The organism is Methyloversatilis thermotolerans (assembly GCF_000372885.1).
GTDB lineage: Bacteria > Pseudomonadota > Gammaproteobacteria > Burkholderiales > Rhodocyclaceae > Methyloversatilis > Methyloversatilis thermotolerans.
Genome location: NZ_KB889967.1, coordinates 1055706 through 1080950, shown reverse-complemented (window position 1 = coordinate 1080950; position 25245 = coordinate 1055706). Strand labels below are relative to the sequence as shown.

Annotated in this window: 25 protein-coding genes; 22 read left to right on the top strand and 3 right to left on the bottom strand. The window is 64.1% G+C overall.

Annotation, left to right across the window (positions count from 1 at the left end; genetic code table 11):
• From galU to A3Q7_RS0104465, 3 genes are read left to right on the top strand one after another with little or no spacing between them, the layout of a single operon-like run.
• On the top strand, positions 1-912 hold the full coding sequence (gene galU, locus A3Q7_RS0104475; protein WP_018410658.1) for a UTP--glucose-1-phosphate uridylyltransferase GalU: 912 nt from the start codon (positions 1-3) through the stop codon (positions 910-912).
• A complete protein-coding gene (locus A3Q7_RS0104470; RefSeq protein ID WP_018410657.1) occupies positions 909-1454 on the top strand; it encodes a hypoxanthine-guanine phosphoribosyltransferase in 546 nt (181 codons plus the stop codon). The genes galU and A3Q7_RS0104470 overlap by 4 nt, the downstream gene beginning before the upstream one ends.
• A 13-nt stretch (positions 1455-1467) precedes the next feature.
• Positions 1468-1974, top strand: coding sequence for a 3'-5' exonuclease (locus tag A3Q7_RS0104465; protein ID WP_018410656.1), 507 nt, complete (start codon positions 1468-1470; stop codon positions 1972-1974).
• A gap of 92 nt (positions 1975-2066) precedes the next feature.
• Here the strand turns inward: A3Q7_RS0104465 and typA are convergent, their stop codons facing one another.
• Entirely contained in the window at positions 2067-3881 is a 1815-nt protein-coding gene (gene typA, locus A3Q7_RS0104460; protein ID WP_018410655.1) for a translational GTPase TypA, read from the bottom strand.
• A 347-nt stretch (positions 3882-4228) separates the two neighbouring features.
• On the opposite strand from typA, the gene A3Q7_RS0104455 reads away from it, so the two are divergent.
• The 4 genes from A3Q7_RS0104455 to def all read left to right on the top strand — a co-directional run bounded on the left by A3Q7_RS0104455 (position 4229) and on the right by def (position 7226).
• Complete coding sequence (locus A3Q7_RS0104455; RefSeq protein ID WP_018410654.1) at positions 4229-5005, top strand: GlcG/HbpS family heme-binding protein; 777 nt, start codon at positions 4229-4231, stop codon at positions 5003-5005.
• A gap of 65 nt (positions 5006-5070) precedes the next feature.
• The gene (locus A3Q7_RS0104450) at positions 5071-5862 is read left to right on the top strand and encodes a PEP-CTERM sorting domain-containing protein (RefSeq protein ID WP_018410653.1); all 792 of its coding nucleotides are present in this window, start codon (positions 5071-5073) and stop codon (positions 5860-5862) included.
• An 84-nt stretch (positions 5863-5946) separates the two neighbouring features.
• Positions 5947-6696: an S-methyl-5'-thioinosine phosphorylase gene (locus A3Q7_RS0104445; protein ID WP_018410652.1), complete on the top strand. Its 750-nt coding sequence runs from the start codon at positions 5947-5949 to the stop codon at positions 6694-6696.
• Positions 6693-7226 carry a peptide deformylase gene (gene def, locus A3Q7_RS0104440; RefSeq protein WP_018410651.1) on the top strand — a complete coding sequence of 178 codons (534 nt, stop codon included), beginning with the start codon at positions 6693-6695 and terminating at the stop codon, positions 7224-7226. Before A3Q7_RS0104445 ends, def begins: the two co-directional genes overlap by 4 nt.
• A 15-nt stretch (positions 7227-7241) precedes the next feature.
• On the opposite strand, the gene A3Q7_RS0104435 is transcribed toward def, so the two are convergent.
• Together A3Q7_RS0104435 and map are read right to left on the bottom strand one after the other, a co-directional pair.
• On the bottom strand, positions 7242-9824 hold the full coding sequence (locus tag A3Q7_RS0104435) for a [protein-PII] uridylyltransferase (protein ID WP_018410650.1): 2583 nt from the start codon (positions 9822-9824) through the stop codon (positions 7242-7244).
• A 3-nt stretch (positions 9825-9827) separates the two neighbouring features.
• On the bottom strand, positions 9828-10649 hold the full coding sequence (gene map, locus A3Q7_RS0104430; RefSeq protein WP_018410649.1) for a type I methionyl aminopeptidase: 822 nt from the start codon (positions 10647-10649) through the stop codon (positions 9828-9830).
• A gap of 280 nt (positions 10650-10929) precedes the next feature.
• On the opposite strand from map, the gene rpsB reads away from it, so the two are divergent.
• The 15 genes from rpsB (at position 10930) to rnhB (ending at position 25188) form a co-directional block, all read left to right on the top strand.
• Complete coding sequence (rpsB, locus tag A3Q7_RS0104425) at positions 10930-11694, top strand: 30S ribosomal protein S2 (protein WP_018410648.1); 765 nt, start codon at positions 10930-10932, stop codon at positions 11692-11694.
• A gap of 82 nt (positions 11695-11776) precedes the next feature.
• Entirely contained in the window at positions 11777-12676 is a 900-nt protein-coding gene (gene tsf / locus A3Q7_RS0104420; protein WP_026224481.1) for a translation elongation factor Ts, read from the top strand.
• 19 nt (positions 12677-12695) lie between these two features.
• Positions 12696-13409 carry a UMP kinase gene (gene pyrH, locus A3Q7_RS0104415; protein ID WP_026224480.1) on the top strand — a complete coding sequence of 238 codons (714 nt, stop codon included), beginning with the start codon at positions 12696-12698 and terminating at the stop codon, positions 13407-13409.
• An 81-nt stretch (positions 13410-13490) separates the two neighbouring features.
• Positions 13491-14048, top strand: coding sequence for a ribosome recycling factor (gene frr / locus A3Q7_RS0104410; protein WP_018410645.1), 558 nt, complete (start codon positions 13491-13493; stop codon positions 14046-14048).
• Between the two features lie 16 nt (positions 14049-14064).
• Complete coding sequence (gene uppS / locus A3Q7_RS0104405; protein ID WP_026224479.1) at positions 14065-14814, top strand: polyprenyl diphosphate synthase; 750 nt, start codon at positions 14065-14067, stop codon at positions 14812-14814.
• Positions 14807-15649, top strand: a complete 843-nt coding sequence (locus A3Q7_RS0104400; RefSeq protein WP_018410643.1) for a phosphatidate cytidylyltransferase — start codon at positions 14807-14809, stop codon at positions 15647-15649. The genes uppS and A3Q7_RS0104400 overlap by 8 nt, the downstream gene beginning before the upstream one ends.
• Positions 15649-16809, top strand: coding sequence for a 1-deoxy-D-xylulose-5-phosphate reductoisomerase (gene ispC / locus A3Q7_RS0104395; RefSeq protein ID WP_018410642.1), 1161 nt, complete (start codon positions 15649-15651; stop codon positions 16807-16809). Before A3Q7_RS0104400 ends, ispC begins: the two co-directional genes overlap by 1 nt.
• Positions 16806-18161 (top strand): RIP metalloprotease RseP, encoded by a 1356-nt coding sequence (gene rseP / locus A3Q7_RS0104390; protein ID WP_018410641.1) that lies wholly within the window; start codon positions 16806-16808, stop codon positions 18159-18161. The genes ispC and rseP overlap by 4 nt, the downstream gene beginning before the upstream one ends.
• 19 nt (positions 18162-18180) lie before the next feature.
• Positions 18181-20475, top strand: a complete 2295-nt coding sequence (gene bamA, locus A3Q7_RS0104385; RefSeq protein ID WP_018410640.1) for an outer membrane protein assembly factor BamA — start codon at positions 18181-18183, stop codon at positions 20473-20475.
• Positions 20476-20506: 31 nt separating this feature from the next.
• On the top strand, positions 20507-21037 hold the full coding sequence (locus A3Q7_RS0104380; RefSeq protein ID WP_018410639.1) for an OmpH family outer membrane protein: 531 nt from the start codon (positions 20507-20509) through the stop codon (positions 21035-21037).
• A gap of 4 nt (positions 21038-21041) precedes the next feature.
• Entirely contained in the window at positions 21042-22082 is a 1041-nt protein-coding gene (lpxD, locus tag A3Q7_RS0104375; RefSeq protein ID WP_018410638.1) for a UDP-3-O-(3-hydroxymyristoyl)glucosamine N-acyltransferase, read from the top strand.
• A 10-nt stretch (positions 22083-22092) separates the two neighbouring features.
• On the top strand, positions 22093-22527 hold the full coding sequence (fabZ, locus tag A3Q7_RS0104370; RefSeq protein WP_026224478.1) for a 3-hydroxyacyl-ACP dehydratase FabZ: 435 nt from the start codon (positions 22093-22095) through the stop codon (positions 22525-22527).
• Positions 22527-23306: an acyl-ACP--UDP-N-acetylglucosamine O-acyltransferase gene (gene lpxA, locus A3Q7_RS0104365; protein WP_026224477.1), complete on the top strand. Its 780-nt coding sequence runs from the start codon at positions 22527-22529 to the stop codon at positions 23304-23306. Before fabZ ends, lpxA begins: the two co-directional genes overlap by 1 nt.
• Before the next feature lie 119 nt (positions 23307-23425).
• Positions 23426-24577, top strand: coding sequence for a lipid-A-disaccharide synthase (gene lpxB, locus A3Q7_RS0104360; protein WP_018410635.1), 1152 nt, complete (start codon positions 23426-23428; stop codon positions 24575-24577).
• Positions 24574-25188 carry a ribonuclease HII gene (rnhB, locus tag A3Q7_RS0104355; RefSeq protein ID WP_018410634.1) on the top strand — a complete coding sequence of 205 codons (615 nt, stop codon included), beginning with the start codon at positions 24574-24576 and terminating at the stop codon, positions 25186-25188. The genes lpxB and rnhB overlap by 4 nt, the downstream gene beginning before the upstream one ends.
• The last annotated feature ends 57 nt before the right edge of the window (positions 25189-25245 follow it).

Here is a 25245-nt window from a genome sequence, read left to right as displayed (position 1 = left end):
ATGAAATCCGTACGCAAAGCCGTGTTTCCGGTCGCCGGTCTGGGCAGCCGATTCCTGCCCGCCACCAAGGCCAACCCGAAGGAAATGCTGCCGGTGGTCGACAAGCCGCTGATCCAGTACGCCGTGGAAGAGGCGGTCGCCGCCGGCTGCACCGACCTCATTTTCATCACCGGCCGCACCAAGCGTTCGATTGCCGATCATTTCGACAAGGCCTACGAGCTCGAGCACGAGCTCGAAATGAAGAAGAAGCACGATCTGCTGGCGCTGTGCAACACGGTGCCCAAGCATGTGAACTGCATCTACATCCGCCAGTCCGAGCCGCTGGGCCTCGGACATGCCGTGCTGTGCGCGGAGCCGGTGGTGGGCGACGAACCGTTCGCGGTCGTGCTGGCCGATGACCTGATCGATGGCGAGCCCCCCATCCTGAAGCAGATGACCGACATCTTCGACCGCTTCGGCCGCTCCATCCTGGGCGTGCAGCAGGTGCCGCGCAGCCAGACCGGCAGCTACGGCATCGTCAGCACCGACGCCGACGTCGGCGGCCTGTATGGTGTGACCGGCATCGTCGAGAAACCCAAGCCCGATGTTGCGCCCTCCACGCTGGCGGTGGTCGGTCGCTATGTGCTGACCCCGCGCATCTTCGATCACCTGCGCTCGGTCAAGCCGGGTGCAGGCGGCGAACTGCAACTGACCGATGCGATCGCCGCTCTGCTCGGCGACGAAGCGGTGCTCGCCTATCCGTTCAAGGGCACGCGCTACGACTGCGGTTCCAAGCTGGGCTATCTGCAGGCCACGGTTGCGCTGGCGCGCAAGCACCCGGATGTGGGCGCGGACTTTTCCGCCTGGATGGATGCGCAGGAACAGGAAAAGAAGTCAGCCGCTCCGGCCAGGCAGAAAGCCGACGCGGCGTGAGCCAGGTGGCGCAGGCGAGGGCGCTGCTCGACCAGTCGGACCTGGTCTGCGACGCCGACGAGGTGCAGGCGGCGGTGGACCGCCTGGCCTGCGACATCACGGCGCAGCTTGGCGACAGCTATCCGCTGCTGCTCACCGTCATGGGCGGTGCCGTGGTATTCGCCGGCCAACTGCTCACCCGCCTGCCTTTCCCGCTCGACGTCGATTATCTGCATGTCACCCGCTACGGCGATGCCACGGCGGGTGGCGAGCTGCGCTGGATCAGCGAGCCGCGCACACCGTTGGCCGGACGCACCGTGCTGGTGATGGACGACATCCTGGACGAGGGCATCACGCTCGCCGCGATCCGTCAGCATGTCCTGTCCAAGGGTGCGGCGCGCTGTCTCACCGCAGTGTTCGCCGACAAGCGCATCGGGCGCGACAAGCCGATACAGGCCGATTTCACCGGCCTTGCGCTGCCCGACCGCTATGTGTTCGGCTTCGGCATGGATGTGCGCGGCGCCTGGCGCAATCTGCCGTCCATCCACGCGCTGAAGGAATGAGGACGACGCTGCCATGAGCCGATCGCTGCCGGTGTTCCTGGATGTCGAAGCTTCGGGTTTCGGTGCCGGCAGCTATCCGATCGAGATCGGCTGCGTGCTGGACGATCTGAGCGCGCACTGTTTCCTGATCCGCCCGATGGAGGGGTGGACGCGCTGGGACGACAGCGCGGAGTCGGTGCACGGCATCAGCCGCGAACTGCTGGACCAGCGTGGTCGCGATGCGCGCGAGGTGGCGCACCTGCTGAACGACCTGCTGGCAGGCCGCACGGTGTACAGCGACGCCTGGGGCCAGGACATGGCCTGGCTGAACCGGCTGTATGACGAAACCGGGGTATTGCAGCGCTTCCGCGTCGCCAGTCTGCGCGAACTGCTGGACGAAGCCCAGGCAGCGCGCTGGCATGACGCGAAATCGGCCATCCAGGCCTCGCTGCAACTGATGCGCCATCGCGCCAGTTCGGACGCCCGGGTGCTGCAAGCCACCTTCGCGCATCTTTCCGGGTTCGAGCCGCTGGCGGCCTGAGCCGCCGCGCGGGCGGCGCACCGTCACGCACGCGAAAAAAAGGCCGGCTGAGCAGCCGGCCTTCCTGTCCTTGCCTCTTCGCTGCGCGTCGATCAGGCCTCGTCGCGCGATGCCCGCTTGCGTTCGTGTTCCTTGAGGAAACGCTTGCGCAGGCGGATGTTCTTCGGCGTGATTTCCACCAGTTCGTCGTCGGCAATGAATTCGATCGCCGATTCAAGCGTGAGCGCGATCGGCGGCACCAGACGCACGGCTTCGTCGGTGCCCGATGCGCGTACATTGGTGAGCTGCTTGCCCTTGATCGGGTTCACCACCAGATCGTTGTCACGCGAATGGATGCCGATGATCATGCCTTCGTACAGCACATCGCCCGGATTGACGAACATGCGGCCGCGGTCCTGCAGATTCCACAGCGCATAGGCCACCGCCTCGCCATCGTTCTGCGAAATGAGCACGCCGTTGCGGCGCTCGGACATCGCGCCCGCCATCGGAGCGTAGTCGTCGAACACGTGACTCATCAGGCCGGTACCCCGCGTCAGCGTCAGGAACTCGCCCTGGAAGCCGATCAGGCCACGCGCCGGAATGCGATATTCGATGCGTACGCGGCCCTTGCCATCCGGCTGCATATCGACCATTTCGCCGCGACGGCGGCCCAGCTCTTCCATCACGCCGCCCTGATGGTTTTCCTCGACGTCGACCGTGAGCATTTCGTACGGCTCGCATTTCACGCCGTCGATGTCCTTGAACACCACGCGCGGACGTCCGACCGCCAGCTCGTAGCCTTCGCGACGCATGTTTTCCAGCAGGATGGTCAGGTGGAGTTCGCCGCGGCCCGACACCAGGAACACATCGGAATCGTCGGTGTATTCGACGCGCAGCGCCACGTTCTTCAGCAATTCCTTTTCCAGTCGCTCACGGATCTGGCGGCTGGTGACGAACTTGCCCTCGCGGCCCGCCAGCGGCGAACCATTCACCATGAAATTCATGGTCAGCGTGGGTTCATCCACCGCAATCGGCGGCATCGGGCTCGGGCTGTCCGGGTCGCACAGCGTGACGCCGATATTGACCTGATCGATGCCCGACACCAGCACGATGTCGCCCGCGCTGGCGGATTCGGCGGGCGTGCGATCCAGCCCCTTGAACGTGAGCACCTGGCCGACCTTGGCTTTGCCGCGGTTCTCGTCACCGTAATAGACGGCGATTTCCTGGTTCGGCTTGATGCGTCCACGCTTGATGCGTCCGATGCCGAGCTGGCCGATATAGGTGGAGTAGTCGAGCGAACAGATCTGCAACTGCAGCGGCGCGTCTTCATCCACCTCGGGCTGCGGCACATGCCTGAGGATGGCTTCGAACAGCGGGCGCATGTCCTTGCGTTCGTCGTTCTCGTTGAGCACCGCGAAACCATTCAGGCCGGATGCGTACACCACCGGAAAATCGAGCTGTTCCTCGCTGGCGCCCAGCTTGTCGAACAGATCGAAGGTCTGGTTGATCACCCAGTCCGGGCGGGCACCCGGACGGTCGATCTTGTTCACGACGACGATGGGCTTGAGGCCCTGCGCCAGCGCCTTGCGCGTGACGAAGCGGGTCTGCGGCATCGGACCTTCCTGCGCATCGACCAGAAGCAGCACGGAATCGACCATGGACAGCACGCGTTCGACCTCACCACCGAAGTCGGCGTGACCCGGGGTATCGACGATGTTGATGTGCGTGCCTTCGTACTCGATCGCGCAGTTCTTGGCGAGGATGGTGATGCCGCGTTCTTTTTCGATATCGCCGGAATCCATCACCCGCTCCGACACCTGCTGGTGCGATGCAAAGGTGCCGGACTGGCGCAGCAGCTGGTCAACCAGCGTGGTCTTGCCATGATCGACGTGGGCGATGATGGCGATGTTGCGTATGGAGCGGGACATGGTGGTTTGGCGAGATTCAGAACAAAACCCACTATCGTAACACGCAAGCCTGACGTTTTTGCTGTGTTGCACAAGGGTCATCCAGAAGGATGATTCGTCGATTTGTCATCGACATGACGCAACCATCCCCTCAGAATTCTCATATCACCTTGACCTGAAAGTACTTTCGTCGGGTGATCCAGCGTGCGGAACCGACTGTCGCAGAACAGTCCGGACACAATCCTGGCGGTCCCCGGCCACATCGTTTCGCCGGCGCGGGACGAAGCCTGAAGACTGACCCCGAACGGGCGCCGAGCCTTGTGCGGCAGCCCCGGGGACATCCTCATCCCTTGCTTCAGGAGATTTCAATGCATAAAGAGGTCAGGAAAGCACTGTGGGTCATCGCGGCGATGGCCGCATCCGGCGCTGCACAGGCCGGTTGTTCGGCCGGCGAGCTCGGCCTGAATCCGGCCGGCGGATCGGTGTACGCGCAGTTGAAGTCCGCGCTGACGGGCGCGGTGGCGGCGGAAGCCGAAGGACTGGATTTCGACATGTGGGCCACGCTGGTCGACCGCGACGGCATCGTCTGTGCGGTGGCATTCTCGGGTGGCGATCGCGGCGCGCAGTGGCCGGGAAGCCGGGTCATTTCTGCGCAGAAGGCGAATACTGCGAATGCCTTCAGCCTGAACGGGCTGGCCCTGTCCACCGCCAATCTGTATTCGGCGGTGCAACCCGGCGGCAGCCTGTACGGGCTGCAGCACAGCAATCCGGTCGATACCGAAACCGCCTATCGGGGCAATCCGGCCAGCTACGGCCAGATCAACGACCCGATGATCGGGCGTCGCATCGGCGGCGTGAACGTGTTCGGTGGCGGACTCGGGTTGTACAAGGGCAATGTGGTCAAGGGGGCGGTCGGCGTGAGCGGCGACACCTCGTGCGCCGATCACAACATCGCCTGGCGCGTGCGCGCCCTGCTGGGTCTCGACCAGCTCGCGGCCGTCGGTGGCGTGTCGGGCGACGCGACGCGACCGGACAACATCGTTTTCGACATCGATCCCGGCACCGGCAAGAGCAGTGGCGGTTTCGGTCATCCGACCTGCCTGAATACCGGCAGCAATCACACCAGCCTGCCGGTTGTCCAGTAAGACACGCCAGCACCACCTGCGGGGCGAACGGCAAGCGGTCGCCCCGCGACTGACGGAGAACGCTCATGATGAAACACAGAACGCTTATCGCAGCATGGCTGACCGGCACCCTCATCGGCGTGGCCGGAGCCGCGCAGGCCGCAACCGCGACGGCGACGCTGGACTGGTTTTCGCTCGAGTTCCAGCACCTTTCTCTCGATCCCGATTCAGGAATCACGCCGTCCTTCACCGCAGACAACTTCTACTCCTACGTCTCGACCAATATGGGTTTCATCGGCGACTGGCAGGAGTCCCACGACTGGATGTCCGATCTGTCGAGCCATACCCTCGGTGCCCATGCTTCGATCACCGGCGCAGCCTTTCCGGACAAGGCGTTGAACGATGACGGCACCGATCCGGACTGGCGCTTGATTCCGAATCCGCTCGAATCTCTGGACGCGCGGGTCGACACGTCGGGAGATATGAGTGGCGCGAACGTCTTCCGGGATTTCACGCTGGAAATCGATGCGCAGTCGGTGCTGCTCGTTTCCTTCGATTACCTGCTCACCTACGACCTGGGTCCGCTGGGCGGTATGGCTCCCTGGCTGTTCACTCGTGTCGGCATCGAGGCGCAGAACGAGGGCTTCCTGTCGTACTCCGAAGCCATTCTCTACGCTGATGAGGATGCCGGTTCTGAAATCAGGCAGGGACGCCTGGTATTCGCGCTTGTCAATGCGAGCGACGAAGCGGCGCAGTACGACGTCTCGGCCTTCGCAGGCGTATACGCAGCGGCAGTGCCGGAGCCGTCGGCGTTGGCCATGCTGCTGGCCGGTCTGGGCCTGGTGGGCCGCTGGGCGAGGCGGATTCAGGCAAGCTGAGTCGCATCGCTGGTCCCGCCCTGCCACCGGCGTATCGGGGTTTGCGCCGTATACTCCGGGTCTTTGATCCGGAGTCTTCATCGCATGCTGGCCGTCATCGGCGGAAGCGGGCTCACCCAGCTCGCCAATCTCGACATCACGCGACGGGAGGTGGTCAGGACGCCGTACGGCGAACCTTCCGGCCCGCTCACCTTCGGCCGGCTGGCCGGACGTGAGCTGGTGTTCATCGCCCGCCACGGCTATGGCCACACCATTCCGCCGCATCGGGTGAATTACCGCGCCAACATTTCCGCGCTGCGCAGCGCTGGCGTCACCCACATCGTGTCGGTGGCATCGGTCGGAGGCATTCGTGCCGACCTCGGACCGGGCGCACTCGTGGTGCCCGACCAGATCATCGATTACACCTGGGGCCGGCATTCGACCTTTTTCGATGCGCACGACGGACAGGTGCGCCACATCGATTTCACCGAACCTTATGACGCGGCGCTGCGCGAGCGCCTGATCGAAGCCGCGGCGCTGGCTGGCGAGACAGTGGTTGATGGTGCCGTCTATGCGGCAACCCAGGGGCCACGCCTGGAAACCGCAGCCGAAATCAACCGCTACGAACGGGATGGCGCCGACGTCGTGGGCATGACCGGCATGCCGGAAGCGGCGCTCGCGCGCGAGGCAGGGCTGGCCTATGCTGCACTCAATGTGGTGGTGAATCACGCCGCAGGACGCGGCGATTCCGCACACGGCATCCGCATGGCCGACATCGAAGCGATGCTCCAGGAGGCCATGGTGCGTGTGCGCCATGTGCTCGAGAAAGTGTGTGAAAGCGGGGTGTGCCGATGATCCGGGAAATTCTGCGCATGGGAGACCCGCGACTGCTGCGCATCGCCAGGCCGGTCCAGGACCTCGACAGCCCGGAGCTGCACCTGCTGGTGAGCGACCTGATCGACACCATGCGCGCCGCCAACGGTGCCGGTCTTGCGGCACCGCAGATCGGTGTTGACCTGCGTGTCGTCGTGTTCGGCGGGGCTCCGCCGACGCGCTATCCGGATGCGCCGGTCGTGCCCTTTACGGTGCTGGTGAACCCGGTGCTCAAGCCGATGGGGGACGAGCAGGAGGAGGGCTGGGAAGGCTGTCTGTCCGTGCCCGGCTTGCGGGGGATGGTGCCGCGCCATACGCGGCTGCACTACAGCGGTTTCGACCCGGAAGGTCGACCGATAGAGCGCGATGCCGAAGGCTTCCATGCGCGGGTGGTCCAGCACGAATGCGACCACCTGGATGGCGTGCTCTACCCGATGCGGGTGAAGGACTTCACCCGTTTCGGCTACACCGATGTGCTGTTCCCCGGTCTCGAGGCCTCGTCGGACGATTGACTGTCCGGCGCGCCGTCAGCTTACCGCCAGTTGATCCAGCAGTTCCTGCTCGAGCCGGATGAGGGTGCTGCTGCTGTCCAGCTCCGCGCCCGAAACCAGGAACACGTCCTCCGCACGTTCACCCAGCGTGGTGATTTTCGCCGTGTGCAGCTTGATGTGGTGAGCGGCCAGCACGCTCGCCACCGAATAGAGCAGCCCCGGTCGGTCCGCGGCGGTCACATGCATGATGTGATGCTGTTTGCGCTCATCCGGCTTGATCACCACCGTTGGCGTGATCGGAAAATGCTTCACCTCGCGTGACAGTCGTCCGGCGATCGGCTGCTCGGGCACGGACTGCTGCTGAAGCCTCTCGACCAGACCGGTTTCGATCAGCGCAATCATGTCGCGCGAATTCAGATGACCGTTCGGGTCGAGCAGCACGAAACTGTCCAGCGCGTGGCCGTCGGTCGTCGTGTGGATCTTGGCGTCGGCAATGCTGTAGCCCAGCCGTCCGAAGAACCCGCACAGCCGAACGAACAGATCGATCTGGTCCGGCGCATAGACCATCACTTGCAGGCCATCTCCCACCTGGTTGGGGCGCGCTCGGACGACAGCGGTGGCGGCATCCGGCTGGAAATAGAGCATGCGCGTGTGCCACGCGATTTCATCGGCGTCGTGGCGCATGAAGTACACGGTGTCCAGACGGGACCAGAACGCGTTCTCGACACCATCGCGCAGGCCGAAATAGCGCAGAAGCTGACGCGCTTCTTCCTGGCGGCCGCTGCTGCAGGTGGCGCCCGCGCCGTCACCCTGCAACTGGCGCAGCGTGGCGAAGTACAGATCTTCCAGTAGCTTGCCGCGCCAGGCATTCCACACCTTGGGGCTGGTGCCGCGGATATCGGCATGGGTCAGGATGTAGAGCGCGGTGAGCCTGCGCTCCGTCCGCACGATGCGGGCGAAGTCGCGGATCACGTCCGGATCGGTCAGGTCCTGCTTCTGCGCCACCGACGACATCGACAGGTGATGCTCGACCAGAAACACGACAAGCTGCGCATCCTCGCTGCTCAAACCGTGCTGCCGGCAGAACGTGCGCGCATCGCGCATGCCGAGCTGCGAATGGTCGCCGCCGCGGCCCTTCGCGATGTCATGGAACAGCGCGGACAGGTAGAGCAGCCAGCGCCGCTCGAAGCCAGTGATCAGCCGCGACAGCAACGGATATTCGTGCGCGTGTTCGGCCATGGTGAAGCGCCGCACATTGCGCATCACCTGCAGGATGTGCTGATCCACGGTATAGACATGGAACAGGTCATGCTGCATCTGGCCGACGATGCGGCCGAAGGCGGGCAGGTAACGACCCAGAATGCCGTACTGGTTCATGCGGCGGATTTCATGCACCAGTCCGCGCGTCTGCTGGAACAGCGACAGGAACAGCGCACGGTTCCTCGGATCGCGCCGGAAACGGGCATCGATCAGCCGGCGTGCACGCCACAGTGCGCGCAAGGTGCGCGCGGTCATGCCCTTCAGCTCGCCGTGCCGCTGCAGCAGCGTGAAGCACTCGATCAGCGCGCTGGGTTCGCGCTCGAACACCTGTTCATCGACCACGTCCAGCAGTTCACGACTGGACTGGAAGCGCTCGTTGATCGGCTGCGTCGCCGCATTGTCGGACGGAAAGAGCGCGGCCGAAATGTTCTGCAGAAGTATGGTGTTGAGCTGGGTGATCGTTTTCGCGCTGCGATAATACTGCTGCATGAACACTTCGGACGCCCGTCGCGTGGGCGTGGCCCGGCAACCGGACGCCGCAGCGACCGCCTCCTGGTGATCGAAAATCAGGCGATCCTCGCGGCGACGTGCGATCAGGTGCAGGCGCACGCGCGTGTCGCGCATGAAACGCTCGACCCGCGCGAGCTGGCGAGCTTCTTCCTGTGTGATCAGGCCGCGCCCGGCCAGCTCGTTCCAGCTCGAACCGAGCTGACTGGCACGCGCGATCCACTGGATCACCTGCAGGTCGCGCAATCCGCCAGGGCTTTCCTTGCAGTTCGGTTCGAGGCTGTACGGTGTTTCCTGATAGCGCTGGTGCCGCTCGTCCTGTTCCAGTCGCTTGGCCTTGAAGAACGCACGCGGGTCCCGATGCTCGGCCAGCGTGTCGCGCAATGACCGGAACAGCCGGGTCGAACCGGCAAGCAGGCGCGCTTCCAGCAACGTCGTTTCGACCGTGATGTCGCGCGCGGCCTCGTCCACACATTGCTCGACCGAGCGCACGCTGTGACCGATGTCCAGTCCCACGTCCCAGAGCAGGCCGACGAGCTGTTCCAGGCGCGCGTCCACGCCTTCGGGCGCATGCTCCGGCAGGAGGAACAACACGTCCACATCGGAGGCCGGATACAGCTCACCGCGACCGTAACCGCCTACGGCGACCAGCGCTGCGTCGCGCGGCATGCCGACGGCCGCCCACAGTCTGCGCAATGCCCCATCGACGGCCCGTGCGCGAGCGAGCAGTATGCGACGGCTGTTGCCGTCCTCCTCAAACCGGCTGCGCAGCGACTGCTGGTGGCTGACCAGCTCGGCGCGCAGCGCGCCAACCAGCACGCGCAGCGCATCCGTATCGGGAAGCGCGGACACCGCTCAGGCCACCTTGCCGAGGTCGCCGATCAATGCGGGCGGAGGCGGACAGCCGGCCGATACGGTGAGCACCTCGAAGCCCTCGGCGGTGACCAGCACCGTGTGCTCCCATTGCGCCGACAGACTGCGGTCGCGGGTCACGATGGTCCAGCCATCCGGCAGTTCGGACACGGCCGCGCGACCGGCGTTGATCATGGGCTCGATGGTGAAGATCATGCCTTCCTTCAGTTCGATGCCGGTGTTCGGCTTGCCGTAGTGCAGCACCTGGGGTTCTTCGTGGAACTTGCGACCGATGCCATGCCCGCAGAATTCGCGCACCACGGAAAAGCCGTTGCTTTCGGCGTGCCGCTGGATCGCATGACCGATGTCGCCGAGATGGGCGCCCGGTTTCACGCGGGAAATGCCCAGCCACATGCATTCGTAGGTGATCGCGCACAGGCGAGACGCCTGCTTCGTCGTCTCGCCGCCGACGATGAACATCCGGCTGGTGTCACCATGGAAACCGTCCTTGATCACCGTGATGTCCAGGTTGACGATATCGCCCTTCTTCAGCGGCCTCTCGGCCGGAACGCCATGGCACACCACATGATTGACCGAGGTGCAGATGGATTTCGGGTAGGGGCTGTAGCCCGGAGGCGCATAATTCAGGGGCGCGGGAATGGTGTGCTGCTCATTCACCATGTAGTCATGGCACAGGCGGTCCAGCTCGGCCGTGGTAACCCCTGCTTGCACATGCGGGCCGATGAAGTCGAGCACTTCCGATGCGAGCCGGCAGGCGACGCGCATGTGCTCGATCTCTTCGGGGGTCTTGATGGTGACGCTCATGAACGGTTCGGTCTGAAATGATGAAACGGGACCTGCGAGGGTAACGGAAGCGCCGCCATGCGGCAAACGGGGTTCATGTGGCTGACTTGAATTTGTTGCAATGCGGCTGATACAATCGAAGGCTGTCTGATTTCAGCGCCCGGGTGGGTGCGTCAGACAAATCCACACGCCCGGCATGCGCCGGCGCCTTGCGCGCCTGGCGACGACCGATGGGGTGCGCCGCCGGAAGTCCGGCTGCGACACGGCCGGGCGGAGGTCCAACCCTGTTCGGAGCATCAGAATGTCCGTATCCATGCGTGAAATGCTGGAAGCCGGTGTCCATTTCGGACACCAGACCCGCTTCTGGAATCCCAAGATGGCCCCTTTCATCTTCGGCCATCGCAACAAGATCCACATCATCAATCTCGAAAAGACCGTCACCAAGTACAACGAGGCGATGGCTTTCATCCGCCGCATGTCGGCCAACAAGGGCACCATCCTGATGGTCGGTACCAAGCGCCAGGCACGTGAAATCGTGGCCGAGGAAGCGCAGCGCGCCGGTGTGCCCTATGTTGACGAGCGCTGGCTCGGCGGCATGCTGACCAACTTCAAGACGCTCAAGCTTTCGGTCAAGCGCCTGAAGGATCTGGAAACCATGGTGGAAGATGGCTCGATGGAGCGTCTTCCGAAGAAGGAAGCGCTGGTTCTTCAGCGCGAACTGGTCAAGCTGCAGAAGAGCATCGGCGGCATCAAGGACATGGCGGGTCTGCCGGATGCGCTGTTCGTGATCGATGTCGGCTACCACAAGATCGCCATCACCGAAGCCAGCAAGCTGGGCATTCCGGTCATCGCTGTGGTCGATACCAACCATTCGCCGAATGGCGTCGATTACATCATTCCGGGCAACGACGACTCCAGTCGCGCGATCCGTCTGTACGCCTCCGGCGTGGCGGACGCCATCCTGGAAGGCCGCAACAGCGCAGCGGCCGATCTCGTTGCCCAGCTCAAGTCCGACGACGAATTCGTCGAGGTCGAGGGTGAAAGCGAAGGCGAAGCCCAGGCCTGATCCCAGGGATGCGGGCGCCTCGGCGCCCGCGATTGTTTTCACCGTTCGATTTTTCGAAACGCACAGATAGGCAGGAATGAGCATGGCGGAAATCACCGCAGGTATGGTCAAGGAGCTGCGCGAAAAGACCGACGCTCCGATGATGGAATGCAAGAAGGCGCTGACCGAAGCGGGTGGCGATCTGGCGAAGGCGGAAGAAATCCTCCGCGTGAAGCTGGGCAACAAGGCCAGCAAGGCGGCGGCGCGCGTGACCGCGGAAGGCGTCGTCGGCCTGTTCCTGGCGGCGGATGGCAAGACGGCCGCCATGGTCGAGGTGAACTGCGAAACCGACTTCGTCGCCAAGAACGACGATTTCCTCGCGCTGGTGAACGGCTGCGCCAGGCTGGTTGCGGAAAACAGCCCGGCCGACGTGGCCGCGCTGTCGGCATTGCCGATGGGCGAGGGCACGGTCGAATCCACCCGCGCCGCGCTGGTCGGCAAGATCGGCGAGAACATGAGCATCCGCCGCTTCGTGCGCGTGCAGGCCGAAGGCAAGGTGGCCAGCTACGTACACGGTGGTTCCAAGATCGGCGTACTGGTCGATCTGGTCGGCGGCGACGAAGCGCTCGCCAAGGACCTGGCGATGCACATTGCCGCCTCCAAGCCCAAGTCGCTGGATGCATCCGGGGTGTCGGCCGAGCTGATCGAAGCCGAGCGCCGCGTCGCCATCGAAAAGGCGCGTGAAGCGGGCAAGCCGGAAGAAATGATCACCAAGATTGCCGAAGGCTCGGTGCAGAAGTACCTGAAGGAAGTGACGCTGCTCGGTCAGGTGTTCGTAAAGGCCGAAGACGGCAAGCAGACGATCGAACAGTTGCTGAAGGCGAAGTCTGCGAAGATCGCATCGTTCACGCTGTACGTGGTCGGCGAAGGCATCGAGAAGAAGACTACCGACTTTGCCGCCGAAGTGGCCGCCCAGGCAGCCGCTGCCGCTGCCGCGCGCTGAACTCGCCCAGGGAGCCTGCATGACCGTTGCCTATCGCCGCATCCTTCTGAAGCTGTCGGGCGAAGCCCTCATGGGCGACGACGACTACGGAATCAGCCGCGACATGCTGTCGCGTGTCGTGGCTGAAATCGCCGAAATCCGCGCTTTGGGCGTGGAAGTGGGCGTTGTGATCGGCGGAGGCAACATCTTCCGCGGCGTGGCAGGAGGCGCGGCCGGCATGGATCGCGCCACCGCCGACTACATGGGCATGCTGGCAACCGTGATGAACGCGCTGGCACTGGGCGATGCGATGCGTCAGGCCGGTGTGGCGGCGCGCGTGCAGTCGGCGCTGAGCATAGAGCCGGTGGTGGAGTTCTACATCCGCGGCAAGGCCATCCGCTATCTCGAAGAAGGCAAGGTCGTCATCTTCGCGGCGGGTACCGGCAATCCCTTCTTCACCACGGACACCGCTGCAGCGCTGCGCGGGCGAGAGATCGAGGCCGAGGTGGTGCTCAAGGCCACCAAGGTCGACGGCGTGTACAACGCCGATCCGATGAAGGATGCGACGGCCACCCGCTACGATCGCGTAAGCTTCGATGAAGCCATCAGCCGTGATCTGAAGGTGATGGACGCAACAGCGCTCGCGCTGTGCCGCGATCAGCAACTGCCGATCAAGGTGTTCAGCATCTTCAAACCGGGCGCACTGAAGCGCGTGGTGCAGGGCGAAGACGAAGGAACGCTGGTCCACATCTGATCCCGGTTGCGCCGCATGGCCGCACGCTGATTTCAGACACCGGCCGCGAATGCGGCCGTACTTCCAACAAGAGGCGACGTCATGATCCCCGAGTTGAAGAAAACCACCGAACAGAAGATGCAGAAAACGCTGGAGTCGCTCAAGACCGACTTCGGCAAGGTGCGCACCGGACGTGCGCACACCGGCATCCTTGACCACATCCAGGTCGATTACTACGGTTCCATGGTGCCGCTGGCCCAGGTGGCGAACGTCACCCTGATCGATGCGCGGGCCATCGGCGTACAGCCATGGGAAAAGAAGATGCTGCCGGTGGTCGAGAAGGCCATCCGGGACTCCGATCTGGGCCTCAACCCGTCCGCCATGGGTGAAATCGTGCGCGTGCCGATGCCGCCGCTGACCGAGGAGCGCCGCAAGGAACTGATCAAGGTCGTGCGCGGCGAAGCCGAGAACGCGCGGGTCGCCGTGCGCAATCTGCGCCGCGATGCCAACAATGCGCTGAAAGACGCGGTCAAGAACAAGGAAATTTCCGAAGACGACGAACGCCGCGCTCAGGAAGACGTGCAGAAGCTGACCGATCGCTACATCGCCGAGGTCGACAAGCAGCTTGCACAAAAAGAGCAGGACCTGATGGCCGTCTGAGAGCGGGCTGCGCATCTTGTCCACCACTTCCGTACAGAACGGAGTGCCGCGGCACATCGCCATCATCATGGATGGCAATGGCCGCTGGGCACGTCGCCGTTTCATGCCGCGCGTGGCCGGGCATCGCAAGGGCGTGGAAGCGGTACGCGCCGTGGTGCGGCGCTGCGCCGAGCGCGGCGTCGGTTACCTCACGCTTTTCGCCTTCAGTTCCGAGAACTGGCGGCGCCCGGCGGACGAGGTGAACTTCCTGATGCAGCTTTTCGTACGGGCACTCGAGGACGAAGTGGCGCGTCTGCACGAGAACGGCATCCGTCTGCGCGTGATCGGCGATCTGTCGCGTTTCGAGCCACGATTGATCGAACTCATCCATAAGGCCGAAGCGCTTACCGCGGCCAACTCGGGACTCAACCTGACCATTGCCGCCAATTACGGCGGACGATGGGACATCCTGCAGGCGGCCGAGCGCATGATGAAGGCGCAGCCGGAACGTCGTGAAGGCTTCAGCGAGGACGACCTGTCCGCACATCTGTCCATGGCCTTCGCGCCGGAACCCGACCTGTTCATACGCACAGGCGGCGAACAGCGCATCAGCAATTTCCTGCTCTGGCAACTTGCCTACACCGAGCTTTACTTCACCGAGGCGCTGTGGCCGGAATTCAACGCCGAATCCATCGACGCGGCCATCGCGTCCTATCAGCAGCGCGAGCGCCGTTTCGGCCGGACCAGCGAACAGGTGCAGGCCGCCGCCTCGGGCGGACATGCTTAAGCAGCGCGTCCTGACGGCCATACTGCTGCTGGCCGGTCTGTCGGCGGCGCTCCGCTTCTTCGATCTGCACGCATGGCAGCTTCTGGTCGCCGGCATTGTCGGTCTCGCCGCCTGGGAATGGGCGAGACTGGCGGCGTGCGGTGCGGCGCGCTGTGTCGTGTGGGGCCTGGTCACCACTGCAGCGGTCGCCGCGCTGTCCCTCGTCTGTTTCGACGCGACGGGCCTCCGCCTGGAGGCCAGCTCCGTGCTGTGGTTGCTGCATGGCAGTGCCCTGCCGTTCTGGTTGCTTGCCGTGCCGCTCTGGATGCGGCATCCGTCGTCGCGCCCGCCACGCCCCATCCTGCTCGCCGTAGGCATGGTGCTCTTGCTGCCGCCCGCGCTGGCGCTCGTACAGTTGCGCGCCGCCGGCGTACAGCCCCTGCTGGCCCTCATGGCGGTGGTGTGGGTGGCCGACATTGCCGCCTATTTCACCGGGCGCGCCTTCGGACGTCACAAGCTGGCCCCGGCCATCAGTCCGGGGAAGACATGGGAGGGTGCGTTCGGCGCGGTGCTGGCGGTCCAGGCCTATGGCTTCCTGATACAGCCGCTGCTGCGCGACGCCGGTCTGTCCATCCCTTCGCCCGGCGTGTGGTCGCTGACACTCTTGCTGCTGACCGCGATCAGCATCGTCGGCGATCTGTTTGAATCCATGATGAAGCGTCAGGCCGGTCGCAAGGACAGCAGTCAGTTGCTGCCAGGGCATGGCGGCATACTCGACCGGATAGACAGCCTGACCGCGACGCTGCCGCTGGTCGGGCTGTATCTGCTGAGCTTTCATCCGCAAGGAGGCCTGTGATGCGCAGACTGACCGTGCTCGGGGCGACCGGCTCGATAGGTGTAAGCACGCTGGATGTCGTTGCCCGGCATCCCGAGCGTTTCCAGGTGGTCGCACTCGCGGGCCACCGCCAGGTGGAGCGGCTGGCCGAGCAGTGTCTCCGTTTCGAACCACGCTACGCAGTGATGGCCGACGACGCCGCGGCCCAGGCCTTGCGCGAGCGCCTGCGTGGTCAGGTGGCCACCGAGGTCCTGTCGGGTGCCGGGGCGCTGGAGCAGATCGCGGCCCTCGACGAGGTGGACACGGTCATGGCGGCCATCGTCGGCGCAGCCGGACTGCGACCGACGCTGGCGGCCGCACGTGCCGGCAAGCGCATCCTGCTCGCCAACAAGGAAGCCCTGGTGATGTCCGGTGGATTGTTCATGCAGGAAGTGCGCGCGCACGGCGCAACGCTGCTGCCGATAGACAGCGAGCACAACGCGGTCTTCCAGTGCATGCCGACAGCCGGGCAGGGCGGCGTCAGGCGCATCCTGCTGACCGCATCCGGAGGACCTTTCCGGCGCACACCACTGGCCGAGCTCGAGACCGTCACGCCGGACCAGGCCTGTGCCCACCCGAACTGGGACATGGGGCGCAAGATTTCGGTCGATTCAGCGACCATGATGAACAAGGGCCTCGAAGTGATCGAGGCGCACTGGTTGTTCGACACCCCGGCCGAACGCATCGACGTCGTGATCCATCCGCAGAGCATCGTGCATTCGATGGTCGAATACGTCGACGGGTCGGTGCTGGCGCAGATGGGAAATCCCGACATGCGCACGCCGATCGCGCACGCCCTTGCCTGGCCCGAACGCCTTGATTCCGGGGTGAGTCCACTCGATCTGGCCACCTCGCCTGCACTGGCATTCGAGCCGCCGGATCTGGACCGTTTTCCCTGCCTGCAACTGGCTTTCGACGCACTGCGGGCCGGCGGTGCGACACCTGCGGTGCTGAATGCGGCGAACGAGGTTGCGGTCGCAGCCTTCCTGGAACATCGGCTCGGTTTCCGTGCCATACACCGGGTCATCGCCGGCACACTGCACGCGCTGCCGCACCGGTCGGCCGCTTCGCTGGACGAGGTGTTCGAAGCGGATGCGGCCGCTCGCGACATCGCACGGCGCATCATCGGAGCACTCGCTTGAATTTCCTGTTCTACCTTGCGGCCTTCGCGCTCGCACTGGGTATCCTGATCACGGTGCACGAGTTCGGCCATTACATCGTTGCGCGCACGTGTGGCGTAAAGGTATTGCGCTTCTCGATCGGCTTCGGGCGGCCCCTGCTGCTGCATCGTGCGGGTGCCGATCGCACGGAATGGGTGCTCGCGGCCTTTCCGCTGGGCGGCTACGTGAAGATGCTCGACGAGCGGGAGGCCCCGGTGCCGATGCAGGAACTGCATCGCGCCTTCAACCGGCAGACGGTGGGCAAGCGCTTCGCCATCGTGTCCGCCGGTCCGATCGCCAATTTCCTGCTGGCCATCCTCGTCTACTGGGGTCTGTTCATGCACGGCATGGACGAACTGAAGCCCTTGCTGGGCACGCCGCCGGCAAACACACCGGCCGCGGTCGCCGGAATCCGCGAAGGCGACCTGGTACGCCGCATCGACGGAGACGATGTCCGTTCCGCCCAGGATCTGCGCTGGCATGTTGCCAAGGCAGCCATCGAACAGCGCACGCTGCACATCGAAACAATCAACGACAGACAGGAGATCGCCGTACACAAGGTCGATCTGGCCGGCCTGGGCGATGTCGACGCCGGATTGATGGAGCGCGCAGGCCTCGTCATTTTCCGTCCGCGCATCGACAGCGTGGTCGGCAGTGTCGAGGACGACAGCGCGGCCGCGCGCGCGGGCATCCGTCCCGACGACCGTATTGTCGCCGTCGATGGACGGCCGGTGACCGACTGGACGTCGATGGTGGATATCGTCCGCGACCGGCCCGGGCGTGAAACCGCGGTCCGGATCGAACGTGACGGGCGCGCGCTCGATCTGCCGGTCGTGATCGGGACGGCGGACGACAACGGCGAACGCATCGGGCGGCTGGGCATCACGCCGCGCCCGGATCCCGCCCTGCGCGATCGCATGTTCATCGAGGTCAGGCATGACTTCGCCGAATCCTTTGTCCTGGCGGTTCGCCAGACCTGGGATACTGCACTGTTCAGCTTCAAGGCCTTCGGCCGCATGATCACCGGCGAACTGTCGTGGAAAAACCTGAGCGGCCCGGTGACGATCGCCGACTACGCGGGTCAGTCCGCAGCCATGGGCGTCAGCCATTACATCAAGTTCATCGCACTCATCAGCATCAGTCTCGGAGTGCTGAACCTGCTCCCCATCCCGATGCTGGACGGCGGGCACTTGATGTACTATACGATCGAATTTCTGAAGGGCGGTCCGGTGTCCGAGCGCATCATGGAAATCGGACAGCAGGTGGGTCTGGCGCTGTTGCTGATGCTCATGGCCTTCGCCTTCTACAACGATATCAATCGCCTTTTCGGGTAACGCCCCGCTGAAATCCCCCATGCGCAAGTTCCTGCTGCCCGCACTGATCGCGGGTCTGATGTCGGCTCATGTCCACGCCTTCGAACCTTTCGTCGTGCGCGACATACGGGTGGAAGGCATACAGCGGACCGAGGCCGGCACCGTATTCAACTACCTGCCGGTGCGCGTCGGCGAAAGCTTCAACGAAGACAAGGCGGCGCAGGCCATCAAGGCGCTGTTCGCCACCGGTTTCTTCAAGGATGTGCGCATCGAGGTCGAGGGCGATGTCCTGGTCGTGGTGCTCGAAGAGCGGCCCGCGATCGCTTCACTCGAATTCACTGGCATGAAGGAATTCGACAAGGAAGCGATCAAGAAGGGGCTGCGCGACGTCGGCCTTGCCGAATCCCGCATTTTCGACCGCTCGGTACTTGATCGCGCCGAGCAGGAACTGAAGAGACAGTACCTGTCGCGCGGTCGCTATTCGGTCGAGGTCAAGACGGTGGTCACCCCGCTCGAACGCAACCGGGTGGCCATCAACTTCCAGATCGACGAAGGCGAGGTCGCCAAGATCCGCCAGATCAACATCGTGGGCGCGAAGTCCTTCAAGGAGAAGGACCTGCTCAAGCTGATCACGCTGACCACGCCGAACTGGCTGAGCTGGTACACGAAGAACGACCAGTATTCCAAGCAGAAGCTCAGCGCCGACGTGGAAACACTGCGCAGCTGGTATCTGGATCGCGGCTACCTTGAATTCAATGTCGATTCGACCCAGGTGTCGATCACGCCGGACAAGCAGGACATCTACATCACCATCTCGATCACCGAGGGCGAGAAATATACGGTGTCAGGCATCAAGCTGTCGGGTGAGCTGCTGCTGCCGGAAGAGGAACTGGTCAAGCTGGTGAAGCTGAAGCCGGGCGACGAGTTCTCGCGCAAGAAACTGACCGACACGACCAAGGCCATCAGCGATCGTCTCGGCAACGAGGGCTACGCTTTTGCCAACGTCAATTCCGTGCCGGAACCGGACAAGGAAAAGCGAACCGTATCCTTTACCGTGTTCATCGACCCGGGCCGCAAGGTGTACGTCCGTCGCATCAACGTGCTGGGCAACAGCAAGACGGCGGATCAGGTCGTGCGCCGTGAATTCCGCCAGATGGAAGGGGCGTGGTACGACGGCGAGAAGATCAACCGCTCTCGCTCGCGCGTCGACCGCCTCGGCTACTTCGACGCGGTGACCGTGGAAACGCCGGCCGTACCGGGCACCACGGACCAGGTCGACGTGAACCTGACGGTCAAGGAAAAACCGACCGGCAACCTCATGTTCGGTGCCGGTTTCTCCAGTTCGGAAAGTCTCATCCTGTCCACATCGGTGTCGCAGCAGAATCTGTTCGGCAGCGGCAAGTCGCTGTCGCTCAGCCTGAACAGCGGCAGCATCAACAAGACCTATTCGCTGTCCTTCACCGACCCGTACTACACGCCGGATGGCATTTCGCGCGGTTACGACCTCTATCTGCGCAATGTCAATCCGACCCGGCTCAACCTGGGCAATTACCGTACCTCGTCGGTGGGCGCCGGCTTGCGCTGGGGTTTCCCGATCCGCGAGGACGATCGCATCAATTTCGGTCTGGCGGTCGATCAGACGTCCATCGATGTGTACGAGGACAGTCCGCAGCGCTACATCGATTTCGTCAATGAATTCGGCGACAGCAATACCTCGCTGCTGGCGACCGTGGGCTGGGCACGCGATACGCGCGACAGCTTCATCTGGCCGACCACGGGTGCGGTGCGTCGCGTGAGCGGCGAAATTGCGACGCCGCCCGGCGACCTGCGCTACATGAAGGTTTCCTACCAGCATCAGCAGTTCTTCCCGCTGTGGGGTGATTTCGTGCTGATGCTGAACGGCGAATTGGGCTATGGTCGCGGTTACGGCGACAAGCCGCTGCCGTTCTACAAGAACTTCTACGTCGGCGGCATCGGATCGGTGCGCGGCTTCGAAACCGCATCCATCGGACAGCGCGACCGCGATGGCAACGGCAACCTTCTGCGCGCCACCATAGGCGGGGATCGCCGTGTCGTGATGAATGCCGAAATGCTGTTTCCGTTTCCCGGAATGGGGCAGGATAGATCGCTGCGGCTGGGTACTTTCGTCGATGCCGGCAATGTGTGGGCGACGGATGAAAGCCTGAACCTGGGCGATTTGCGCTATAGTGCCGGGCTTTCCGTGGCGTGGAGTTCGCCCATGGGTCCCTTGAAGTTCAGCATCGCCCAACCGCTGAGCAAGGAGCCCACAGACCGGCTGCAGCGCTTCCAGTTCCAGTTGGGTAATGTGTTCTGATTCCGCAACGATCCGAATGAACAGGTCGAGTATGTCCGCACGTTCCGCATTGATCGCCGTGCTTTCCGCTCTCGCGCTGCTGCCGCTCGCACCGGCTCGTGCCGAGAGCGATGTGAAGATCGGGTTCGTCGACACCGAGCGCATCCTGCGCGAGGCCGCCCCTGCCGTGCGCGCCCAGAAGAAGCTGGAAAAGGAATTCGAGAAGCGCTCGCAGGAACTGGAGCGGCTGGCCAAGCAACTGCAATCCATGCAGCAGAACATGGAAAAGAATGCGGTGACGCTGTCGGACAGCGACCGGCGCGCAAAGGAACGCGAATTCGCCGATCTCACGCGCGACATGCAGCGCCGCGAGCGCGAATATCGCGAAGATCTGAACCAGCGCCGCAACGAGGAGCTGGCCGGCGTGCTCGACAAGGCGAACAAGGCGATCAAGGTGATTGCCGAAGCCGAGAAGTACGATCTCATCCTGCAGGAAGTCGTGTACCGCAGCGCGCGCATCGACATCACCGAAAAGGTGCTGAAGGCGCTGGCCGACCCTCCCGCGGCGGCTGCGACGAAGTAAGCCGATGGCAGCCCGTCTTGGCGACATCGTCGCCCGGCTGGGCGGAGAGCTGCACGGTGATGCGGACCTGCTGATCGAGCAGGTGGCGCCGCTCGACAGTGCCGGTTCCGCCCATATTTCCTTCCTTTCCAGCCCGAAGTACCGCAGCGTGCTGGCGGCCAGCGGTGCAGGCGCAGTCATCGTGACCGAACGCGATGGACAGGGACTGGCACGCACCCACGTGCGCTGCAAGAATCCCTATCTGTATTTCGCACGCGTGGCGCAACTGCTCAATCCGGTGGCGCGCCCTGCCGCCGGCGTGCATCCCTCAGCGACCGTCCATGCGGGTGCGCAGGTGCATCCGGATGCTGCAGTGGCCGCAGGCGCGGTGATCGGCGAGGGTGCCGTCGTCGGCGCGCGTTCGGTGATCGGTGCCGGCAGCGTGCTGGGCGACGGCGTCCATCTTGGCGAGGATTGCCTGCTGCACGCGCACGTGGTGATCTATGCGGGATGCCGCGTGGGCGATCGCTGCATCCTGCACTCCGGTGCGGTGATCGGCGCCGACGGCTTCGGCTTCGCTCGCGAAGCGGATGGAAGCTGGGTCAAGATTCCGCAGATCGGCCGCGTGCTCATCGGCAACGATGTGGAAATCGGCGCCAATGCCACGGTGGATCGCGGCGCGCTCGAGGACACGGTGATCGGCGACGGCGTCAAGCTCGACAACCTGATACAGATCGCCCACAACGTGCGCATCGGTGATCACACTGCCATGGCCGGATGTTCCGGAGTCGCAGGCAGCACCACGATAGGCAAGCGCTGCATGATAGGCGGCTCGGCCCGCATCATGGGCCATATCGACATCGTCGACGATGTGGTCGTGTCCGCAGTGAGCTTCGCGACCAAGTCCATCACCGCGCCGGGTGTCTATACAGGGTCGGTGCCGTCCATGGAACACAAGGACTGGACGCGCAACTATTCGCGCCTGCGTCATCTCGATGCGATGGCCGAGCGCATCCGTGCGCTCGAAAAACAACTTGCGTCGATGCAAGAAAACAAGGATGAGTGAATTGAAATCGATGGACATCCATGCGGTGCTGAAATCGCTGCCGCACCGTTTCCCCTTCCTGCTGGTCGATCGCGTACTCGAAGTCGAGCCGGGCAAACACATCAGGGCGCTGAAGAACGTCACCATCAACGAACCGTTCTTTCCCGGCCACTTCCCCAATCATCCGGTCATGCCGGGCGTGCTCATCGTCGAGGCGCTGGCGCAGGCGGCGGCCATCCTGTCTTTCGAAACCCTGGGGACCACCCCCGACGCCGACTCGGTCTACTACCTCTGTGGCGTGGACAACACGCGCTTCAAGAAGCCGGTCATGGCCGGCGACCAGCTCATCCTTGAAGTCGATCTGCTGAAGCATTCGCGCGGCATCTGGAAGTACCAGGCGCGCGCCCGCGTCGATGGCGGCGTGGTGGCCGAATCCGAACTGCTGTGCGCGGTGCGTCCGACCTGATGGCCACGCACATCCATCCCGGCGCGCTGGTCGATCCGGCCGCCCGCATCGGCGACAACGTCGAAATCGGGGCCTTCAGCATCATCGGACCGAATGTGGAGATCGGCGACGGCACGAAGGTACATCCGCATGTGGTGATCCAGGGGCACACACGCATCGGTCGCGACAACGTGTTCCATCCCTTCTGTTCGATCGGCGGCGACCCGCAGGACAAGAAATACGACGGTGAACCGACCCGGCTCATCATCGGTGATCGCAACACGGTGCGCGAGTACGCGACCATGAACTGCGGCACCGTTCAGGATGGCGGCGTGACGCGCGTCGGCGACGACAACTGGATCATGGCCTATGTGCATGTGGCGCACGACTGCCAGGTCGGCAGCCATACCATCATGGCGAACAACACTGCATTGGCGGGGCACGTGCACGTCGGCGACTGGGCGATACTCGGCGGATTCACCGGCGTGCACCAGTTCGTGCGCGTCGGCGCGCACAGTTTCTGCGGCGTGCATTCCAGCGTGCTGCAGGACGTACCGCCCTATGTGCTCGCCAATGGTGTGCCGGCGACGCCGCATGGCATCAATGCCGAAGGTCTGCGTCGGCGCGGCTTCAGCAACGAAGCCATCATGGCGATCAAACGGGCCTACAAGACGCTGTACCGAGAGGGCCTCAAACTCGACGAAGCCAAGGCGCTGATCGCCGAAGCGGCGCAAGAAGCGCCCGAAGTGAGTCTGCTGTCTGAATTCCTCACCGCCGGCGGCCGCGGCATCATCCGCTGACATGAAGCGCATCTCCGGCTCCTGGCAGGTCTGCCGGTCCGGTCGCGGTCGGCCGTGCCGTCCGCCCGGCTTTCCCACACTGCGGCCGGCCGCGTCGCAGCCCGACGGCACCCACTGACATGGCCGACCGCATCCAGGTGGCCATGGTTGCCGGCGAGGCTTCAGGCGACCAGCTGGCGGCACATCTGATCAGGGCATTGCAGGCGTCACGGCCCGACATCGAGTTCGTGGGTATCGGCGGTCCACGCATGGTCGCCGCGGGTTTCACCGCCTGGTGGCCTTCCGAAAAGCTGGCGGTGCGCGGCTATTTCGAGGTTCTCAGGCACTACCGCGAACTGGCGGGCATACGGCGCGAACTGTGCCGACGCCTGTTGCGCGAACGGCCGGCGGCCTTCATCGGCATCGATGCGCCCGATTTCAACCTCTGGCTGGAACGGCGCATGCGCAATGCCGGCATACCGGCCATCCATTATGTCAGCCCGTCGATCTGGGCCTGGCGCGGCGGGCGCATCAAGGGCATTGCGCGCAGCGTGTCACGCATGCTGTGCCTGTTTCCGTTCGAACCGCCGCTCTATGAAAAAGCCGGCGTTCCGGTGAGCTATGTCGGCCATCCCTTCGCCGACGAGATATCGCCGGCGCCGCAGCGCTTTGCCGCACGCGAACGGCTGGCGATCCGCGCGGATGCCCGCATCGTGGCCTTGCTGCCGGGGAGCCGTCAGTCCGAACTGCAGTACAACGCGCACGCGTGGATAGGTGCCGCCAAATTGCTGCACGAACGCCATCCCGATCTGCGCTTCCTGGTGCCGCTCACCACGCGCGAAACCCGTAACCGGTTCGAGCAGGCCTTGTGGGACTGCGACGCGACGGACCTGCCGCTGTCCATCCTGTTCGGCCACGCGCGCGATGCGTTGATGGCCTGCGATGTGGCGCTGGTAGCCAGCGGCACCGCAACGCTGGAAGCCGCCCTGTGCCGCGCTCCGCATGTCGTGGCCTACCGCATCCACAAGCTGAGCTATCTGCTCATGAAGCGCATGGCGTATCAGCCCTGGATCGGTCTGCCCAACATCCTGGCCGGCAAGGACGTCGTGCCCGAGCTGCTGCAGCACGATGCGACGCCGGACAGGCTGGCTGACGCGCTCGACGCCTTGCTCGGCGACGCGGTGGCGCGACGCGCCCAGCTCGACGAATTCGAACAGATTCATCACACGCTGCGCCAGGACACGGCGGCACGCGCAGCCGAAGCCATCCTGCCGCACCTGCCACCGCCGTGAAGATCGCCGGCGTCGATGAAGCGGGCAGGGGGCCTCTGTGCGGTCCGGTCTATGCCGCCGCCGTCATCCTCGATCCGCTGCGCCCGATCGAAGGATTGGACGACTCCAAGAAACTGTCGGAAAAGAAGCGCGAACTGCTGGCGCCATTGATCCGTGAGCGGGCGCTCGCGTGGGCGGTCGGTATCGCGACAGTGGAAGAAATCGATCGGCTGAACATCCTGCACGCGAGCATGCTGGCCATGCGGCGCGCCATCGAGGGGCTGACCATCGCGCCCGACGAGGTGAGGGTGGATGGCAACCGCGTGCCGCCCGGTCTCACCGTGCCGGCGCGTGCCCTGGTCGGCGGCGACGCGCTGGATGCCGCAATCTCCGCCGCGTCGATACTGGCCAAGACCGACCGCGACCACGAAATGCTGCGCCTGGCGGTGCTGTATCCGCAGTACGGCATCGCCCGGCACAAGGGCTACCCCACGGCGGCGCATCTGGCGGCATTGCGCGAGCACGGGCCGTCGCCCATCCATCGCCGCAGCTTCGCGCCGGTTGCCCAGCACAGCCTGGATTTCGGCGAGCTGCCCGCCGACCGATCCGACACTGCTTTCCGGCGCGGTTAGACTGCGCCCCGGCACTGCCGGAATCCGTCCGCATCGCGCCTCGAGCGCGGCACCCTG

What these genes read in the sequence shown, in the direction of transcription:
- A3Q7_RS0104445 (WP_018410652.1), top strand. Translation starts at nt 5,947, where the DNA reads ATGCTGGCCGTCATCGGCGGAAGCGGGCTCACCCAGCTCGCCAATCTC.
- A3Q7_RS0104455 (WP_018410654.1), top strand. Translation starts at nt 4,229, where the DNA reads ATGCATAAAGAGGTCAGGAAAGCACTGTGGGTCATCGCGGCGATGGCC.
- pyrH (WP_026224480.1), top strand. Translation starts at nt 12,696, where the DNA reads ATGACCGTTGCCTATCGCCGCATCCTTCTGAAGCTGTCGGGCGAAGCC.
- map (WP_018410649.1), bottom strand. Translation starts at nt 10,649, where the DNA reads ATGAGCGTCACCATCAAGACCCCCGAAGAGATCGAGCACATGCGCGTC.
- typA (WP_018410655.1), bottom strand. Translation starts at nt 3,881, where the DNA reads ATGTCCCGCTCCATACGCAACATCGCCATCATCGCCCACGTCGATCAT.
- A3Q7_RS0104400 (WP_018410643.1), top strand. Translation starts at nt 14,807, where the DNA reads ATGCTTAAGCAGCGCGTCCTGACGGCCATACTGCTGCTGGCCGGTCTG.
- frr (WP_018410645.1), top strand. Translation starts at nt 13,491, where the DNA reads ATGATCCCCGAGTTGAAGAAAACCACCGAACAGAAGATGCAGAAAACG.
- A3Q7_RS0104380 (WP_018410639.1), top strand. Translation starts at nt 20,507, where the DNA reads ATGTCCGCACGTTCCGCATTGATCGCCGTGCTTTCCGCTCTCGCGCTG.
- A3Q7_RS0104465 (WP_018410656.1), top strand. Translation starts at nt 1,468, where the DNA reads ATGAGCCGATCGCTGCCGGTGTTCCTGGATGTCGAAGCTTCGGGTTTC.
- fabZ (WP_026224478.1), top strand. Translation starts at nt 22,093, where the DNA reads ATGGACATCCATGCGGTGCTGAAATCGCTGCCGCACCGTTTCCCCTTC.
- A3Q7_RS0104450 (WP_018410653.1), top strand. Translation starts at nt 5,071, where the DNA reads ATGATGAAACACAGAACGCTTATCGCAGCATGGCTGACCGGCACCCTC.
- galU (WP_018410658.1), top strand. Translation starts at nt 1, where the DNA reads ATGAAATCCGTACGCAAAGCCGTGTTTCCGGTCGCCGGTCTGGGCAGC.
- rpsB (WP_018410648.1), top strand. Translation starts at nt 10,930, where the DNA reads ATGTCCGTATCCATGCGTGAAATGCTGGAAGCCGGTGTCCATTTCGGA.
- ispC (WP_018410642.1), top strand. Translation starts at nt 15,649, where the DNA reads ATGCGCAGACTGACCGTGCTCGGGGCGACCGGCTCGATAGGTGTAAGC.
- lpxA (WP_026224477.1), top strand. Translation starts at nt 22,527, where the DNA reads ATGGCCACGCACATCCATCCCGGCGCGCTGGTCGATCCGGCCGCCCGC.
- def (WP_018410651.1), top strand. Translation starts at nt 6,693, where the DNA reads ATGATCCGGGAAATTCTGCGCATGGGAGACCCGCGACTGCTGCGCATC.
- bamA (WP_018410640.1), top strand. Translation starts at nt 18,181, where the DNA reads ATGCGCAAGTTCCTGCTGCCCGCACTGATCGCGGGTCTGATGTCGGCT.
- tsf (WP_026224481.1), top strand. Translation starts at nt 11,777, where the DNA reads ATGGCGGAAATCACCGCAGGTATGGTCAAGGAGCTGCGCGAAAAGACC.
- lpxB (WP_018410635.1), top strand. Translation starts at nt 23,426, where the DNA reads ATGGCCGACCGCATCCAGGTGGCCATGGTTGCCGGCGAGGCTTCAGGC.
- lpxD (WP_018410638.1), top strand. Translation starts at nt 21,042, where the DNA reads ATGGCAGCCCGTCTTGGCGACATCGTCGCCCGGCTGGGCGGAGAGCTG.